We start from the raw sequence: 14,592 nt of genomic DNA on the forward strand, positions 1-14,592 counted from the left end.
ATGCAAGCAAAAGCTGTTGCAAGAACAGTACGTATTGCTCCTCGTAAAGTACGTTTAGTCGTTGATCTAATCCGAGGTAAGCAAGTTGGAGAAGCGGTTGCTATCTTAAAGCACACACCTAAAGCTGCTTCACCAGTAATCGAAAAAGTACTTAAGTCTGCTATTGCGAACGCAGAGCACAACTTTGATATGGATATTAATAGCCTAGTGGTAACTGAGGCTTATGTAAATGAAGGACCAACACTTAAACGTTTCCGTCCTCGTGCGATGGGACGTGCAAGTCAAATTAACAAACGTACAAGTCACATTACACTTGTCGTATCAGAAAAGAAGGAGGGATAAGCTGTGGGTCAAAAAGTACATCCGGTCGGACTTCGTGTCGGTATAATCCGTGATTGGGAATCTAAATGGTACGCAGATAAAGATTACGCTAATCTATTACACGAAGACATTAAAGTACGTGAATATATTGCAAAACGTTTAGTAGACGCTTCCGTTTCTAAAGTAGAAATCGAGCGCGCTGCAAATCGTATTAACATTACTGTTCATACAGCTAAGCCTGGTATGGTTATCGGTAAAGGTGGTACAGAAGTTGAAGCACTTCGTAAAGCTTTAAACGAGTTAACTTCAAAGCGTGTACACATCAACATCGTTGAAATTAAAAGAGCAGACGTTGATGCTAAATTAGTAGCTGAAAACATCGCTCGTCAATTAGAAAACCGTGTTTCTTTCCGTCGTGCTCAAAAGCAATCGATCCAACGCGCTATGCGTGCTGGTGCAAAAGGAATCAAAACACAAGTATCTGGTCGTTTAGGCGGAGCAGATATCGCTCGTGCAGAACATTACAGTGAAGGTACTGTTCCACTTCATACTCTACGCGCTGACATTGACTATGCTCATGCAGAAGCTGACACAACTTATGGTAAGCTTGGCGTTAAAGTATGGATCTACCGTGGAGAAGTTCTTCCTACAAGAAAGAAATCTGAGGAAGGAGGCAAATAATTATGTTATTACCTAAACGCGTTAAACATCGTCGCGAACACCGCGGAAAAATGCGTGGACGTGCTAAAGGCGGTCAAGAGGTAGCGTTCGGTGAATACGGTTTACAAGCAGTGGAAGCTTCTTGGATCACAAACCGTCAAATCGAAGCAGCTCGTATCGCTATGACTCGTTACATGAAACGTGGCGGTAAAGTATGGATTAAAATCTTCCCTCATAAACCTTACACTGCAAAACCTTTAGAAGTACGTATGGGTTCAGGTAAAGGTGCTCCAGAAGGTTGGGTAGCAGTAGTTAAGCCTGGAAAAATCATGTTTGAAATCGCTGGTGTATCTGAAGAGGTAGCTCGTGAAGCACTTCGTTTAGCATCACACAAACTTCCAATCAAAACGAAGTTTGTAAAACGTGAGGAAATTGGTGGTGAATCAAATGAAAACTAATGAAATTCGTGACCTAACCACTGCTGAAATTGAACAAAAAGTAAAAACTCTGAAAGAAGAGTTATTTAACCTTCGCTTCCAACTTGCGACTGGGCAATTAGAAAACACAGCTCGCATCCGTGAAGTCCGCAAAGGGATCGCTCGTATGAAAACTGTAATCCGTGAAAGAGAGATCGGGGTTAACAATCGATAAATGAGAGGAGGTTTGCTTAAATGAGTGACCGCAACCAACGTAAGGTATACACTGGCCGTGTTGTTTCCGACAAAATGGATAAAACAGTAACGGTTATGGTAGAAACTTATAAAAAGCATTCTCTATACGGCAAGCGCGTTAAGTACTCTAAGAAGTTTAAAACTCATGATGAGAACAACGAAGCAAAAGTAGGCGATATCGTACGTATCATGGAGACTCGTCCACTATCTGCTACAAAACGTTTCCGTTTAGTAGAAGTTGTTGAAAAAGCAGTTATTATCTAATATATTTGTTCGGATATTTTATATTCCGAAGGGAGGTTACCTACATGATTCAACAAGAATCACGTTTAAAAGTTGCTGACAACTCTGGTGCTCGTGAAGTATTAACTATCAAAGTACTTGGTGGTTCTGGACGCAAAACAGCTAACATCGGTGATGTTATCGTGTGTACAGTAAAACAAGCAACACCAGGTGGCGTTGTTAAAAAAGGTGACGTAGTAAAAGCGGTTGTTGTACGTACTAAATCTGGTGTACGTCGTCAAGACGGTACTTACATTAAGTTCGACGAGAACGCTTGTGTAATTATCCGTGACGATAAGGGACCACGTGGAACTCGTATCTTCGGACCTGTTGCTCGTGAACTACGTGACAGCAACTTTATGAAAATTGTATCTTTAGCTCCAGAAGTTCTTTAATAGATATTAGCATTGGGCCATTCAAGGAGGTGCGATGAAATGCATGTAAAAAAAGGCGATAAAGTAATGGTCATTACTGGGAAAGATAAAGGCAAAACAGGTGTTGTTCTTGCTTCATTCCCTAAGAAAGACCGAGTGCTAGTTGAAGGAATCAACGTTGTAAAAAAACACGCTAAGCCTTCACAGATGAACCCGCAAGGCGGTATCATCAGCCAAGAAGCATCTATCCATGTATCAAATGTTATGCTTCTAGATCCGAAATCTAACGAGCCAACTCGTGTAGGTTATAAGACAGAAGACAGCAAGAAAGTACGTGTAGCAAAAAAATCAGGTGAAGTTCTAGATAAATAGTACGATTAAGAAGGGAGGTATTCTGAATGAACCGCCTAAAAGAAAAATTTCAACAAGAAATCAGTCCAGCTCTAGTGAGCAAATTCAATTACAAATCAGTAATGGAAGTACCTAAAGTTGAAAAGATCGTTGTCAACATGGGTATCGGTGATGCTGTTCAAAACTCAAAAGCTCTTGATGTAGCTGTTGATGAATTAACTCAAATCACTGGTCAAAAGCCAGTTGTAACTAAAGCTAAAAAATCTATCGCAGGCTTCCGTCTACGTGAAGGTATGCCAATCGGTGCAAAAGTTACTCTACGCGGAGAGCGTATGTACCAATTCTTAGATAAATTAATTTCTGTTTCACTTCCACGTGTACGTGACTTCCGTGGTGTTTCTAAAAAAGCATTCGACGGTCGCGGTAACTACACATTAGGAGTTAAAGAGCAATTGATTTTCCCTGAGATTGACTATGATAAAGTGTCTAAAGTACGTGGTATGGATATCGTAATCGTAACAACTGCGAACACAGACGAAGAAGCTCGTGAATTATTGACACAAATCGGAATGCCATTCCAAAAGTAATCGCTATATAAGGGAGGCGAAAATGTGGCTAAAAAATCTATGATTGCGAAACAAAAACGCGCGCCAAAGCATAATGTTCAAGCGTACACACGTTGCGAACGTTGCGGACGTCCTCATTCAGTAATCCGTAAATTCAAGCTTTGCCGTATTTGTTTCCGTGAACTTGCATACAAGGGTCAGATTCCTGGCGTTAAGAAAGCTAGTTGGTAATACCCTATATTGGGAAGGAGGTAAATTATTATGACAATGACAGATCCAATTGCAGATTTGCTAACTCGCATCCGTAATGCGAACATGGTTCGTCACGAAAGATTAGAAGTTCCTGCTTCTAACATCAAGAAAGAAATTGCAGAAATCCTTAAACGTGAAGGTTTCGTACGTGACGTAGAATATGTAGAAGATAACAAGCAAGGTGTTATCCGCATTTTCTTAAAATATGGAGCAAACAACGAACGCGTAATTACTGGATTAAAGCGTATCTCTAAACCTGGTTTACGTGTATATGCAAAATCAACTGAAGTACCTAAAGTATTAAACGGATTAGGTATCGCACTTGTTTCAACTTCTTCAGGTGTTTTAACTGATAAAGAAGCTCGTGCTCAACAAGTAGGCGGAGAAGTACTAGCTTACGTTTGGTAATATTTTTTATATGAATGGAGGTGCAACAGGATGTCACGTGTAGGAAAACTACCAATCGAAATTCCATCTGACGTTACTCTAACAGTAGGTGAAAACAACACTGTAACTGTAAAAGGACCTAAAGGGGAACTTTCTCGTACATTCAATTCTGATATTAAAGTAGAATTAGAAGGAAACGTAGCAACAGTTACTCGTCCTTCTGATGCAAAAGAACACCGCGCGTTACACGGTACAACTCGTGCCCTAATCGCGAACATGGTTGAAGGTGTATCTAAAGGATTCCAAAGAAATCTTGAGCTAGTCGGTGTTGGTTACCGTGCTCAAAAACAAGGTACTAAGCTTGTACTTAACGTTGGTTACTCTCACCCAGTTGAGATCGAACCAGAACAAGGTATTGAGATCGAAGTACCGGCAAACACAAAGATATCTATCAAAGGTATCGACAAAGAACGTGTTGGAGCATTAGCTGCTAACATTCGTGCTGTACGCTCTCCTGAGCCTTACAAAGGAAAAGGTATTCGCTACGAAGGTGAATATGTTCGTCGTAAAGAAGGTAAAACAGGTAAATAATGCCGCGTAGGCAAAAGAAAGGAGTGACCGTAGGTGATTACTAAGCCAGATAAGAACAAAACACGTAAGAAGAGACATGCTCGTGTCCGTTCAAAAATTACTGGAACTGAAACTCGTCCTCGTTTGAACGTTTTCCGTTCTAACAAAAATATCTACGCTCAACTTATCGATGATATGAACGGTGTTACTCTAGTAAGTGCATCTTCTCAAGATAAAGATTTCGATCTAGACTCAGCTGCTACTATCGATGCAGCAGCGAAAGTTGGAGAACTAGTTGCGAAACGTGCAGTAGAAAAAGGATTAAAATCTGTAGTATTTGACCGTGGTGGATATTTATATCATGGCCGTATCAAAGCTTTGGCTGAAGCAGCTCGTGAAAACGGCTTAGAATTTTAATAAAAAAAGGAGGGACAATCCAGATGCGTCGTATTGATCCAAGTAAACTAGAATTTGAAGAACGCGTAGTTACAATCAATCGTGTTGCGAAAGTTGTAAAAGGTGGACGTCGTTTCCGTTTCGCTGCTCTTGTAGTAGTAGGCGACAAAAACGGTCACGTTGGTTTCGGAACTGGTAAAGCTCAGGAAGTACCTGATGCAATCCGTAAAGCGATTGAAGATGCGAAGAAAAATCTAATTGAAGTTCCTATGGTTGAAGGTACAACTCCTCACCTGGTAACTGGACGATTTGGTGCTGGTCAAATTCTTATCAAACCTGCTTCTGCGGGTACAGGAATTATTGCTGGTGGACCTGTTCGTGCCGTACTTGAATTAGCTGGTGTTCAAGACATCCTATCTAAATCTTTAGGATCTAACACTCCAATTAACATGGTTCGCGCTACTATCGAAGGTTTAAAACAATTAAAGCGTGCTGAAGACGTTGCAAAACTACGTGGTAAATCAGTAGAAGAGATATTAGGATAAGGGAGGGATAACGATGGCTAACAAACTAGAAATTACCCTCACTCGCAGTACAATTGGTCGTCCACAAGATCAACGTAAAACTGTTGAAGCTTTAGGACTTCGCAAAATGCATCAAACTGTTGAACAACAAGATAATGCTGCTATCCGCGGTATGATCAATAAAGTTGCTCACCTTGTAACGGTTACAGAAAAATAATCGATTTCTTTCGAAAAAAAGGAGGTGCCGACATGAAATTACATGAGTTAAAACCTACAGAAGGTTCACGTAAAGTCCGCAATCGTGTAGGACGTGGTATTGGTTCAGGTAATGGAAAGACTTCTGGTAAAGGTCATAAAGGACAAAACGCTCGTTCAGGTGGCGGAACTCGTCCTGGCTTTGAGGGTGGTCAAACACCATTGTTCCAACGTCTACCGAAACGTGGATTCACGAACATCAACCGTAAAGAATACGCAATCGTCAATCTTGACGCATTGAATCGCTTCGAAGATGGTACAGAAGTTACTCCAGCGCTACTTGTAGAAACTGGCGTTGTAAGTAACGAAAAAGCAGGAATTAAGATTCTTGGTAAAGGTTCAATCGAGAAAAAGCTTACTGTAAAAGCACAGAAATTCTCAACCACTGCTAAAGAAGCTATCGAAGCTGCTGGCGGTACATCCGAGGTGATCTAATGTTTCAAACTGTCTCCAATTTTATGCGCGTGGGTGATATAAGAAATAAAATTATTTTCACCCTTCTAATGTTAATAGTCTTCCGTCTTGGTACCTTTATTCCGGTGCCAAACGTAGACGCTAATGTGTTGAAAATGCAAGACCAAGCAGGAATTCTTGGATTCCTGAATACATTTGGTGGCGGTGCTCTTCAAAACTTCTCCATCTTTGCGATGGGTATCATGCCTTACATTACCGCTTCAATCATCGTACAGCTCCTTCAAATGGATGTTGTTCCGAAGTTTACAGAGTGGTCTAAGCAAGGTGAAGTCGGACGCCGTAAGTTAGCTCAGTTTACACGTTATTTCACCATCGTTCTAGGGTTTATCCAAGCTTTAGGTATGTCCTATGGTTTCAACAGAATATATGGTGGAATGCTTATCCAAAGCCCTGGAGTTAGTACGTACCTACTAATAGCGTTAGTTCTGACAGCTGGTACGGCTTTTCTTATGTGGTTAGGTGAACAAATCACGGCTAAAGGTGTGGGGAATGGTATCTCGATCCTGATCTTTGCAGGTATCGTTGCCGCTATCCCTAACACAGTAAACCAAATCTATGCTCAACAAATTGAAGGAGCAGGCGAACAGCTCTTCCTTCGAATTGTGGTTCTTGCACTTCTTGTTTTAGCAGTTATTGCAATCGTAGTTGGTGTTGTGTTTATTCAGCAAGCACTTCGTAAAATTCCGATTCAATATGCAAAACGTTTAGTGGGGCGTAGTCCGGTTGGTGGACAATCAACACATCTACCATTAAAGGTGAATGCTGCGGGTGTTATTCCAGTTATCTTTGCGATTTCTTTCATTATCACGCCACAGACCATTTCATCCTTCTTTGGAGAAAATGATGTGACTAGTACAATACAGTACATTTTTGATTACACTAAACCAGTTGGTATGATCATCTATGTAGCTCTGATCGTTGCCTTTACGTATTTCTATGCTTTCATTCAAGTGAATCCAGAACAAATGGCTGAAAACTTGAAGAAGCAAGGTGGATATATCCCTGGTATTCGTCCAGGTAAAACCACACAAGAGTATCTCACTCGCGTTCTGTATCGTCTAACATTTGTTGGGGCAATCTTCTTAGCTGTTATCTCAATTCTTCCTGTTTTCTTCATTAACTTTGCAGGATTACCTCCTGCAGCTCAAATCGGTGGAACAAGCTTACTAATCGTAGTGGGTGTTGCACTTGAGACAATGAAGCAACTTGAAGCACAGTTAGTGAAACGTCACTACAAAGGATTTATTAAATAAGAGGGTTTTCGGGAACATTTTGTTCCTGAGACCATTTTATAGACAATTAGGGGGAGTTCGAGTGAATATAGTTCTTATGGGCTTACCAGGCGCAGGAAAAGGCACTCAAGCTGAAAAGATCGTAGAAAAATATGGTATCCCCCATATCTCTACAGGAGACATGTTCCGTGCAGCTATCAAAGGCGGTACTGAGCTAGGCTTGAAGGCTAAATCATTCATGGATAATGGCGATCTTGTTCCTGATGAAGTAACAATCGGTATTGTTCGTGAACGTTTAAGCAAAGAGGACTGTGAAAAGGGCTTCTTACTGGATGGGTTTCCAAGAACGGTTGCTCAGGCAGAAGCACTTGAAAACATCCTGGCTGATCTTGGTAAAAAAATGAATTATGTCATTAATATAAATGTAGATAAGGACATCCTGATGGAGCGCTTGACAGGTCGCAGGATCTGTAAAGAGTGCGGCGCTACTTATCATCTTGTCTTTAATCCGCCAACAGAAGAGGGCGTTTGTGATCGCTGCGGCGGCGAGTTATATCAACGCGCAGATGACAACGAAGAAACGGTACAAAATCGTTTAGACGTAAACATTAAACAAACTCAACCACTATTGGCTTACTACGAAGACAAAGGCTATCTGAAAAACATTGACGGTCAACAAGACATCCATAGAGTGTTTGATGACATTGATGAACTACTTGGAGGCCTTTCATAATGATCATTTCTAAAACTCCGAGAGAGATTGAGATTATGCGGCAGGCTGGAAAGATTGTGGCATTAACTCATGCGGAATTGCGAAAGTATATTTCTCCGGGAATATCGACGAAGGAATTGGATGCAATTGCTGAAAAATTCATTCGTAAACATGATGCAATTCCATCTTTTAAAGGGTATAATGGGTTTCGTGGCAGCATCTGTGCTTCAGTCAACAATGAGTTGGTTCATGGAATTCCAGGCGATCGGGTATTGAAGGATGGCGATATAATCAGTATCGATATCGGTGCTAAATATAACGGTTATCACGGTGACTCCGCTTGGACGTATCCAGTTGGAACAATAGATGATGAAACCCAGAAGCTTCTCAATGTTACAGAAGAATCATTATTTCTGGGGCTTAAAGAAGCTAAACCAGGCGAGCGTCTGTCGAATATCTCTCATAGTATACAAACTTTTGTTGAGGCTAATGGCTTTTCTATCGTTCGAGAGTATGTGGGACACGGAGTTGGTCAAGACTTACATGAGGATCCTCAAATTCCTCATTATGGACCACCCAACAAAGGTCCTCGTTTAAAGCCTGGCATGGTACTGGCTATTGAACCAATGGTTAATGCAGGAAGTCGATATGTTAGAACGTTATCAGATAACTGGACAGTCGTCACAGTAGATGATAAAATGTGTGCGCACTTTGAACACACCATTGCAATTACTGAAGACGGCTATGAGATATTGACGAAAGCCTAAGTGAAGGTGATTGGATTGATCGAGTCAGATTCGACGATACCGAGGATTGGTCAGATTGTTCAAACCCTTAAAGGGAGAGAAACAGGAAGCTACTCGGTCGTTGTTCAGCAATTGGATGAACGTTTTGTACTCATAGCAGATGGGGATAGACGAAAGTTTGATCGCGCCAAGCGAAAGAACATCGCTCATCTTCACTTGTGTGACTATGTTTCTCCAGAAGTTCAAAACAGTATTATTGAATCAGGCAGAGTAACGAACGGTAAACTGCGTTATGCTGTTTCAAAGTTTGTTAACGAAGTTTTAAATGATGAGAAGAAGGGAGACATGTTCGATGGCTAAGGATGATGTAATTGAAGTTGAAGGTAAGGTCGCTGAGACTTTGCCCAATGCGATGTTTAAGGTAGAATTAGAAAATGGTCATACAGTACTGGCACATGTTTCAGGAAAGATCCGTATGCATTTCATTCGTATCCTACCTGGTGACAAGGTAACAGTAGAATTATCACCGTATGACTTAACTCGTGGTAGAATCACTTATCGTTATAAATAATCTATTGCACTCCGTACTATTAAGGAGGTTAGAATAAGATGAAAGTTAGACCATCTGTTAAACCAATCTGCGAAAAATGTAAAGTTATTCGTAGAAAAGGTAAAGTTATGGTTATCTGTGAAAACCCTAAACATAAACAAAAACAAGGCTAATCTTAAAGGAGGTGCGCTATCACTATGGCACGTATTGCTGGTGTAGACATTCCACGTGACAAACGTGTTGTCATTTCATTAACATACATCTACGGTATTGGTAAAAATACTGCAGCGAAAATCTTATCTGAAGCTGGTGTATCTGAGGATACTCGCGTTCGCGATCTTACTGACGACGAACTAGGAAAGATTCGTGATATCGTTGATAAATTAAAAGTAGAAGGTGATCTTCGTCGTGAAGTATCACTAAACATCAAACGTCTTATGGAAATCGGTTCATACCGCGGTCTTCGTCACCGTCGTGGACTACCTGTTCGTGGACAACATACGAAGAACAATGCTCGTACACGTAAAGGTCCTCGTAAGACTGTAGCTAACAAGAAAAAATAATAGGTAAAGGAGGTTACTTCTTAGTATGGCACGTAAAACAAACACTCGTAAACGTCGTGTGAAAAAGAATATCGAAGCTGGTATTGCACACATTCGTTCTACATTCAATAACACAATCGTAACTATTACTGATGTTCACGGAAATGCTGTTGCTTGGTCAAGTGCAGGTTCACTAGGATTCAGAGGTTCTCGTAAATCCACTCCATTCGCAGCGCAAATGGCAGCTGAAACTGCAGCGAAAGCTTCTCAAGAACATGGTTTAAAAACTCTTGAAGTAACAGTTAAAGGTCCTGGTGCTGGTCGTGAAGCAGCTATCCGTGCTCTTCAAGCAGCAGGTCTAGAAGTTACTGCAATCAGAGACGTTACTCCAGTTCCTCATAATGGATGCCGTCCACCAAAACGTCGCCGCGTTTAATTTTTCTGTATAAATTTTGTATCGTTGTCTATAATGGGATATGATACAAGATACGTTCATTCAGAAAAGTAACCAGTTGTTGGTGCACAATAGGGAACGTAAACATGGGGAATTTCGGACTTTAACTTATTTAGCCCGGAGTTTCGACGTTTTGAAGGAGGGTAAATATTAATGATCGAAATTGAAAAGCCAAAAATTGAAACGGTTGAGATCAGCGATGATGCCACATATGGAAAGTTCGTCGTAGAACCACTTGAGCGTGGATATGGTACAACTTTGGGTAACTCCTTACGTCGTATCCTACTATCGTCACTCCCAGGTGCTGCTGTCACATCTATTCAAATAGATGGAGTACTGCATGAGTTTTCAACAATTGAAGGCGTCGTAGAGGATGTCACATCCATCATTTTGAATATCAAGAAGCTAGCGTTAAAGATTTACTCTGATGAAGAGAAAACGCTAGAAATTGATGTACAGGGCGAAGGAGTTGTAACGGCTGCTGATATTACTCATGATAGTGATGTAGAAGTGTTAAATCCTGATTTGCACATCGCAACATTATCTAAGAGTGGACACTTCCGTGTGCGTTTAAGCGCATCACGTGGACGTGGATACAGACCAGCAGACCAGAACAAACGTGAGGATCTTCCTATTGGCGTGATCCCAATCGATTCTATTTACACTCCAGTTTCACGCGTTAACTATCAAATAGAAAATACTCGTGTTGGTCAAATGACGAACTACGATAAACTTTCTCTTGATGTATGGACTGATGGAAGTATTGGACCAAAAGAAGCGATTTCTTTAGGTGCTAAGATTCTAACAGAACACTTAAATATTTTCGTTGGCCTTACAGATGAAGCGCAGAATGCTGAAATCATGGTAGAAAAAGAAGAAGACCAAAAAGAGAAAGTTCTTGAGATGACGATCGAAGAATTAGATCTTTCTGTTCGTTCTTATAACTGCCTGAAGCGTGCTGGAATCAATACTGTTCAAGAGCTTGCTAACAAGACAGAAGAAGATATGATGAAAGTGCGTAACTTAGGACGTAAATCACTTGAAGAGGTTAAAGTTAAACTTGAAGACCTTGGACTTGGCTTACGTAAAGACGACTGATAACATCTTCTTTCATATATAGATTCAACAAAGGAGGGAACCCTTAATGGCTTACAGAAAGTTAGGACGTACCAGTGCTCAACGTAAAGCAATGCTACGTGATTTAGCTACAGACCTAATCATTAACGAGCGCATCGAAACAACTGAAACTCGTGCGAAAGAGCTTCGTTCAGTTGTGGAAAAAATGATCACTTTAGGTAAACGTGGTGACGTTCATGCTCGTCGTCAAGCTGGTGCATACATTCGTAAAGAAGTTGCAAACGCTGAAAACAACCAAGATGCTTTACAAAAGTTATTCTCTGACATCGCTCCTCGTTACACAGAGCGTCAAGGCGGATATACTCGCATTATGAAGGTTGGTCCTCGCCGTGGTGACGGTGCTCCAATGGCAATCATCGAATTAGTTTAATAATTCGTGACTACTAACATTAAGGGCGGGACAGTTAATCCTTAACTGCTTCTTTGCCCTTTTTGTATAAGTGCATGTTGATGAAAAGCAGAGCGTTACGATGAGCAGCGCTGTCTGACTCGTCTAGCTCGTGCACCCCTTCCAACTTCTATATTCATAGAAGCTGTTCAATGGTTGAACAAGAAAAGATGCTCTTTTCTTTGGTCGGGGTGCAGGCTTTTTTTTATATGCAGAGATTTTTATAGCAGAGCTGAGTATGGAAGAGCGTAGAGGAGGTTACAGAAATTGAAGGAAATCATTAAAGTAGACGATGTGCATTTCAGATACCCTGATCAGAATACCTACGCCCTTAAAGGCATTAGTCTGACTGTCAATCAAGGTGAATGGCTGGCGATTGTCGGACATAACGGTTCCGGTAAGTCGACGCTTGCCAAAATGTTGAATGGGCTTCATTTTCCTGAGAAGGGGAGTGTAACGGTTGATGGGATTGTTCTTTCAGAAGGATCTATATGGGACATCCGTTCAAAGCTGGGTATGGTTTTTCAAAATCCCGATAATCAGTTTGTTGGTGCTACAGTAGAAGATGATGTGGCTTTTGGGTTAGAAAACCATGGGGTACCGTATGAAACAATGGTACAGAGAGTCACTGATGCTTTAAAAAGTGTCCATATGGAAGATTTTCTTGTTCAAGAGCCGCACCATTTGTCAGGTGGTCAAAAACAGCGTGTAGCGATCGCCGGGGTCGTAGCCCTGCAGCCATCGATCATCATCTTAGATGAAGCTACATCCATGCTTGATCCAAAAGGAAGAAAAGAAGTTCTTGAAACGGTTCGTAAGCTGAAAGAGGAAGAAAACTTAACGGTGATCTCCATTACCCATGACCTGGAAGAAGCAACAAAGGCAGATCGAATGATTGTATTAAATCAAGGGGGGGTTTTTAAGGAGGGTATCCCGGAAGATATTTTTCTATTAGAGGACAAGTTAATCGGACTGGGACTGGACTCCCCTTTTACGATTAAGCTTGCCGGAGCCCTTAAAGAAGCAGGGATTCCCCTGTCTAAAACCTATTTTACAGAAGAAGAGTTGGTGGATGAGTTATGCAAATCACATTTCAACAGGTAGAATACCGATATTCATTCAACACTCCATTCGAAAAACTTGCCCTTCAAGATATCAATCTTTCCATCCCGACAGGTCAGTTTCTCGCGGTTATCGGTCACACCGGTTCGGGAAAGTCAACACTCCTCCAGCATTTAAACGGATTGTTAAAGCCTACGGAAGGTCTTGTCCAGGTAGGAGAATATCAAATAAAAGCGAAGCAAAAGGCAAAAAGTTTAAAGCCGGTAAGACAGAAAGTAGGCATCGTCTTTCAATTTCCTGAGCATCAGCTGTTTGAAGAAACCGTGCTCAAGGATATTTGCTACGGTCCAATGAACTTTGGCGTATCGGAGGAAGAAGCGATACGAAGAGCGAAAGAGTTGATCGTAAAGGTGGGTCTCTCTGAAGAGGTATTACAAAAATCTCCATTTGATTTATCAGGGGGACAAATGAGACGGGTAGCCATTGCAGGTGTACTTGCTATGAATCCGGAGGTCATTGTCTTAGACGAACCTACGGCAGGACTCGATCCCAGAGGTCAACGTGAGATCATGGACATGTTCTATGCTCTTCATAAAGAAAAGGGACTGACAACCATTCTCGTTACCCATAGCATGGAAGACGCAGCTCATTACGCAGAAGAGATTGTGATTATGCAGAAGGGCCGCCTAAAGAGAAAGGGAAGTCCTGAAGAGATTTTCTCCCAGGCAGATGAACTGTTTGAGATGGGATTAGACGTTCCCGACGTCGTTCGTTTTCAATATCAATTTGAACAGAAAACGGGGAAGAAGCTCCCGAAAACCTGTTTAACGATAGAGGAATTAGCTTCAGCCATCCGTTCACTTCGAGATGGAGGTGAAGCCCCATGATGGAGAAAATGATCTTTGGCCGATATGTACCCGCTAAATCCATTCTTCATCAGATGGATCCAAGGGCAAAGCTCTTATTTATTTTTGGGTTTATATGTGTCGTCTTTTTAGCAAATAATTTTGTTACGTATGCACTGCTCGGCCTTTTTACGTTTAGCGCACTTATTCTTTCTAATCTTTCGCTGCGTTTTATTATCGGTGGATTGAAGCCTATCCTATGGTTAATCTTATTTACATTCTTCTTACATGTGTTTTTTACCAAGGAAGGCCCTGTCATTCTGGACATGGGAATATTGTCTGTTCATGAAGAGGGGTTAAGGCAGGGGATCTTTATTTCTTTACGATTCTTTTATCTGATTCTCGTAACGTCTTTATTAACCCTGACGACTTCCCCTATCACGATTACAGACGGTCTTGAGACGCTTCTGAATCCATTAAGAAAAGTAAAGTTTCCAGTTCATGAGCTGGCTCTTATGATGTCGATTTCTTTACGTTTCATTCCGACCTTGATGGAGGAAACAGATAAAATCATGAAAGCCCAAATCGCAAGGGGGGCTGAGTTTTCTTCCGGTCCCGTGAAAGACCGGATTAAAGCCATCATTCCTTTACTGATCCCTCTCTTTGTCAGCGCCTTTAAACGTGCTGAGGATCTGGCAACAGCCATGGAGGCAAGAGGGTATCAAGGTGGAGAAGGCAGAACGAAATACCGACTGTTATCCTGGCACAAGAAGGATACGGGAGCTTTAGTGGTACTGGCCCTTTTAACAGTTGTATTGATTATTTTTAGAGGATAACGGGA

At 41.4% G+C, this 14,592-nt stretch carries 28 protein-coding genes; all 28 read left to right on the top strand.

Annotation, left to right across the window (positions count from 1 at the left end; all coding sequences use genetic code 11):
- The 28 genes from rplV (at nt 1) to AAEM60_RS00895 (ending at nt 14,587) form a co-directional block, all read left to right on the top strand.
- Nucleotides 1-342 (top strand): 50S ribosomal protein L22, encoded by a 342-nt coding sequence (rplV, locus tag AAEM60_RS00760; RefSeq protein ID WP_034765976.1) that lies wholly within the window; start codon nt 1-3, stop codon nt 340-342.
- 3 nt (nt 343-345) lie between these two features.
- Nucleotides 346-1,002 (top strand): 30S ribosomal protein S3, encoded by a 657-nt coding sequence (gene rpsC / locus AAEM60_RS00765; protein WP_034765973.1) that lies wholly within the window; start codon nt 346-348, stop codon nt 1,000-1,002.
- A 2-nt stretch (nt 1,003-1,004) separates the two neighbouring features.
- Nucleotides 1,005-1,439 carry a 50S ribosomal protein L16 gene (rplP, locus tag AAEM60_RS00770; RefSeq protein WP_044340527.1) on the top strand — a complete coding sequence of 145 codons (435 nt, stop codon included), beginning with the start codon at nt 1,005-1,007 and terminating at the stop codon, nt 1,437-1,439.
- Complete coding sequence (gene rpmC / locus AAEM60_RS00775; protein ID WP_032085278.1) at nt 1,429-1,632, top strand: 50S ribosomal protein L29; 204 nt, start codon at nt 1,429-1,431, stop codon at nt 1,630-1,632. Before rplP ends, rpmC begins: the two co-directional genes overlap by 11 nt.
- A 20-nt stretch (nt 1,633-1,652) precedes the next feature.
- Nucleotides 1,653-1,916, top strand: coding sequence for a 30S ribosomal protein S17 (gene rpsQ, locus AAEM60_RS00780; RefSeq protein ID WP_032085279.1), 264 nt, complete (start codon nt 1,653-1,655; stop codon nt 1,914-1,916).
- Nucleotides 1,917-1,960: 44 nt separating this feature from the next.
- Nucleotides 1,961-2,329, top strand: coding sequence for a 50S ribosomal protein L14 (gene rplN, locus AAEM60_RS00785; protein WP_032085280.1), 369 nt, complete (start codon nt 1,961-1,963; stop codon nt 2,327-2,329).
- A 39-nt stretch (nt 2,330-2,368) separates the two neighbouring features.
- A complete protein-coding gene (rplX, locus tag AAEM60_RS00790) occupies nt 2,369-2,680 on the top strand; it encodes a 50S ribosomal protein L24 (protein WP_341357229.1) in 312 nt (103 codons plus the stop codon).
- A 26-nt stretch (nt 2,681-2,706) separates the two neighbouring features.
- Nucleotides 2,707-3,246, top strand: coding sequence for a 50S ribosomal protein L5 (gene rplE / locus AAEM60_RS00795; protein WP_034765967.1), 540 nt, complete (start codon nt 2,707-2,709; stop codon nt 3,244-3,246).
- 24 nt (nt 3,247-3,270) lie between these two features.
- Nucleotides 3,271-3,456: a type Z 30S ribosomal protein S14 gene (locus tag AAEM60_RS00800; RefSeq protein ID WP_044340528.1), complete on the top strand. Its 186-nt coding sequence runs from the start codon at nt 3,271-3,273 to the stop codon at nt 3,454-3,456.
- A gap of 30 nt (nt 3,457-3,486) precedes the next feature.
- Nucleotides 3,487-3,885 carry a 30S ribosomal protein S8 gene (gene rpsH / locus AAEM60_RS00805; RefSeq protein ID WP_299746197.1) on the top strand — a complete coding sequence of 133 codons (399 nt, stop codon included), beginning with the start codon at nt 3,487-3,489 and terminating at the stop codon, nt 3,883-3,885.
- 30 nt (nt 3,886-3,915) lie between these two features.
- Complete coding sequence (rplF, locus tag AAEM60_RS00810) at nt 3,916-4,455, top strand: 50S ribosomal protein L6 (RefSeq protein ID WP_044340529.1); 540 nt, start codon at nt 3,916-3,918, stop codon at nt 4,453-4,455.
- A gap of 33 nt (nt 4,456-4,488) precedes the next feature.
- Nucleotides 4,489-4,851 (top strand): 50S ribosomal protein L18, encoded by a 363-nt coding sequence (rplR, locus tag AAEM60_RS00815; RefSeq protein WP_044340530.1) that lies wholly within the window; start codon nt 4,489-4,491, stop codon nt 4,849-4,851.
- Between the two features lie 23 nt (nt 4,852-4,874).
- A complete protein-coding gene (gene rpsE / locus AAEM60_RS00820) occupies nt 4,875-5,375 on the top strand; it encodes a 30S ribosomal protein S5 (RefSeq protein WP_044340531.1) in 501 nt (166 codons plus the stop codon).
- 13 nt (nt 5,376-5,388) lie between these two features.
- The gene (rpmD, locus tag AAEM60_RS00825; RefSeq protein ID WP_044340532.1) at nt 5,389-5,571 is read left to right on the top strand and encodes a 50S ribosomal protein L30; all 183 of its coding nucleotides are present in this window, start codon (nt 5,389-5,391) and stop codon (nt 5,569-5,571) included.
- 32 nt (nt 5,572-5,603) lie between these two features.
- On the top strand, nt 5,604-6,044 hold the full coding sequence (rplO, locus tag AAEM60_RS00830) for a 50S ribosomal protein L15 (RefSeq protein ID WP_113970897.1): 441 nt from the start codon (nt 5,604-5,606) through the stop codon (nt 6,042-6,044).
- Entirely contained in the window at nt 6,044-7,336 is a 1,293-nt protein-coding gene (gene secY, locus AAEM60_RS00835; protein ID WP_044340534.1) for a preprotein translocase subunit SecY, read from the top strand. The genes rplO and secY overlap by 1 nt, the downstream gene beginning before the upstream one ends.
- A 61-nt stretch (nt 7,337-7,397) precedes the next feature.
- Nucleotides 7,398-8,048, top strand: coding sequence for an adenylate kinase (locus AAEM60_RS00840; RefSeq protein ID WP_299746202.1), 651 nt, complete (start codon nt 7,398-7,400; stop codon nt 8,046-8,048).
- Nucleotides 8,048-8,794: a type I methionyl aminopeptidase gene (gene map / locus AAEM60_RS00845; RefSeq protein ID WP_341357230.1), complete on the top strand. Its 747-nt coding sequence runs from the start codon at nt 8,048-8,050 to the stop codon at nt 8,792-8,794. The genes AAEM60_RS00840 and map overlap by 1 nt, the downstream gene beginning before the upstream one ends.
- 15 nt (nt 8,795-8,809) lie before the next feature.
- Complete coding sequence (locus AAEM60_RS00850) at nt 8,810-9,133, top strand: KOW domain-containing RNA-binding protein (protein WP_201716425.1); 324 nt, start codon at nt 8,810-8,812, stop codon at nt 9,131-9,133.
- Nucleotides 9,126-9,344 carry a translation initiation factor IF-1 gene (gene infA / locus AAEM60_RS00855; RefSeq protein WP_034765945.1) on the top strand — a complete coding sequence of 73 codons (219 nt, stop codon included), beginning with the start codon at nt 9,126-9,128 and terminating at the stop codon, nt 9,342-9,344. Before AAEM60_RS00850 ends, infA begins: the two co-directional genes overlap by 8 nt.
- Before the next feature lie 38 nt (nt 9,345-9,382).
- Nucleotides 9,383-9,496: a 50S ribosomal protein L36 gene (rpmJ, locus tag AAEM60_RS00860; protein ID WP_003156543.1), complete on the top strand. Its 114-nt coding sequence runs from the start codon at nt 9,383-9,385 to the stop codon at nt 9,494-9,496.
- A 24-nt stretch (nt 9,497-9,520) separates the two neighbouring features.
- Nucleotides 9,521-9,886, top strand: a complete 366-nt coding sequence (gene rpsM / locus AAEM60_RS00865; RefSeq protein WP_034765943.1) for a 30S ribosomal protein S13 — start codon at nt 9,521-9,523, stop codon at nt 9,884-9,886.
- Between the two features lie 25 nt (nt 9,887-9,911).
- Nucleotides 9,912-10,301 carry a 30S ribosomal protein S11 gene (rpsK, locus tag AAEM60_RS00870; protein ID WP_032085294.1) on the top strand — a complete coding sequence of 130 codons (390 nt, stop codon included), beginning with the start codon at nt 9,912-9,914 and terminating at the stop codon, nt 10,299-10,301.
- Between the two features lie 171 nt (nt 10,302-10,472).
- Nucleotides 10,473-11,417, top strand: coding sequence for a DNA-directed RNA polymerase subunit alpha (locus AAEM60_RS00875; protein WP_034765941.1), 945 nt, complete (start codon nt 10,473-10,475; stop codon nt 11,415-11,417).
- 46 nt (nt 11,418-11,463) lie between these two features.
- Nucleotides 11,464-11,826 carry a 50S ribosomal protein L17 gene (gene rplQ / locus AAEM60_RS00880; RefSeq protein WP_299746220.1) on the top strand — a complete coding sequence of 121 codons (363 nt, stop codon included), beginning with the start codon at nt 11,464-11,466 and terminating at the stop codon, nt 11,824-11,826.
- Between the two features lie 285 nt (nt 11,827-12,111).
- Nucleotides 12,112-12,948: an energy-coupling factor ABC transporter ATP-binding protein gene (locus AAEM60_RS00885; protein ID WP_299746223.1), complete on the top strand. Its 837-nt coding sequence runs from the start codon at nt 12,112-12,114 to the stop codon at nt 12,946-12,948.
- Complete coding sequence (locus AAEM60_RS00890) at nt 12,924-13,793, top strand: energy-coupling factor ABC transporter ATP-binding protein (RefSeq protein WP_299746225.1); 870 nt, start codon at nt 12,924-12,926, stop codon at nt 13,791-13,793. Before AAEM60_RS00885 ends, AAEM60_RS00890 begins: the two co-directional genes overlap by 25 nt.
- On the top strand, nt 13,790-14,587 hold the full coding sequence (locus tag AAEM60_RS00895) for an energy-coupling factor transporter transmembrane protein EcfT (RefSeq protein ID WP_299746228.1): 798 nt from the start codon (nt 13,790-13,792) through the stop codon (nt 14,585-14,587). Before AAEM60_RS00890 ends, AAEM60_RS00895 begins: the two co-directional genes overlap by 4 nt.
- The last annotated feature ends 5 nt before the right edge of the window (nt 14,588-14,592 follow it).

The sequence above is a fragment of the Rossellomorea sp. y25 genome (assembly GCF_038049935.1).
Taxonomy (GTDB): Bacteria; Bacillota; Bacilli; order Bacillales; family Bacillaceae_B; genus Rossellomorea.

Bases quoted from the DNA above. Each gene is read 5' to 3' on its own strand.
- rplV (WP_034765976.1), top strand. From the start codon at position 1: ATGCAAGCAAAAGCTGTTGCAAGAACAGTACGTATTGCTCCTCGTAAA.
- rplP (WP_044340527.1), top strand. From the start codon at position 1,005: ATGTTATTACCTAAACGCGTTAAACATCGTCGCGAACACCGCGGAAAA.
- rpmC (WP_032085278.1), top strand. From the start codon at position 1,429: ATGAAAACTAATGAAATTCGTGACCTAACCACTGCTGAAATTGAACAA.
- rpsQ (WP_032085279.1), top strand. From the start codon at position 1,653: ATGAGTGACCGCAACCAACGTAAGGTATACACTGGCCGTGTTGTTTCC.
- rplN (WP_032085280.1), top strand. From the start codon at position 1,961: ATGATTCAACAAGAATCACGTTTAAAAGTTGCTGACAACTCTGGTGCT.
- rplX (WP_341357229.1), top strand. From the start codon at position 2,369: ATGCATGTAAAAAAAGGCGATAAAGTAATGGTCATTACTGGGAAAGAT.
- rplE (WP_034765967.1), top strand. From the start codon at position 2,707: ATGAACCGCCTAAAAGAAAAATTTCAACAAGAAATCAGTCCAGCTCTA.
- rpsH (WP_299746197.1), top strand. From the start codon at position 3,487: ATGACAATGACAGATCCAATTGCAGATTTGCTAACTCGCATCCGTAAT.
- rplF (WP_044340529.1), top strand. From the start codon at position 3,916: ATGTCACGTGTAGGAAAACTACCAATCGAAATTCCATCTGACGTTACT.
- rpsE (WP_044340531.1), top strand. From the start codon at position 4,875: ATGCGTCGTATTGATCCAAGTAAACTAGAATTTGAAGAACGCGTAGTT.
- rpmD (WP_044340532.1), top strand. From the start codon at position 5,389: ATGGCTAACAAACTAGAAATTACCCTCACTCGCAGTACAATTGGTCGT.
- rplO (WP_113970897.1), top strand. From the start codon at position 5,604: ATGAAATTACATGAGTTAAAACCTACAGAAGGTTCACGTAAAGTCCGC.
- secY (WP_044340534.1), top strand. From the start codon at position 6,044: ATGTTTCAAACTGTCTCCAATTTTATGCGCGTGGGTGATATAAGAAAT.
- map (WP_341357230.1), top strand. From the start codon at position 8,048: ATGATCATTTCTAAAACTCCGAGAGAGATTGAGATTATGCGGCAGGCT.
- infA (WP_034765945.1), top strand. From the start codon at position 9,126: ATGGCTAAGGATGATGTAATTGAAGTTGAAGGTAAGGTCGCTGAGACT.
- rpmJ (WP_003156543.1), top strand. From the start codon at position 9,383: ATGAAAGTTAGACCATCTGTTAAACCAATCTGCGAAAAATGTAAAGTT.
- rpsM (WP_034765943.1), top strand. From the start codon at position 9,521: ATGGCACGTATTGCTGGTGTAGACATTCCACGTGACAAACGTGTTGTC.
- rpsK (WP_032085294.1), top strand. From the start codon at position 9,912: ATGGCACGTAAAACAAACACTCGTAAACGTCGTGTGAAAAAGAATATC.
- AAEM60_RS00875 (WP_034765941.1), top strand. From the start codon at position 10,473: ATGATCGAAATTGAAAAGCCAAAAATTGAAACGGTTGAGATCAGCGAT.
- rplQ (WP_299746220.1), top strand. From the start codon at position 11,464: ATGGCTTACAGAAAGTTAGGACGTACCAGTGCTCAACGTAAAGCAATG.
- AAEM60_RS00890 (WP_299746225.1), top strand. From the start codon at position 12,924: ATGCAAATCACATTTCAACAGGTAGAATACCGATATTCATTCAACACT.
- AAEM60_RS00895 (WP_299746228.1), top strand. From the start codon at position 13,790: ATGATGGAGAAAATGATCTTTGGCCGATATGTACCCGCTAAATCCATT.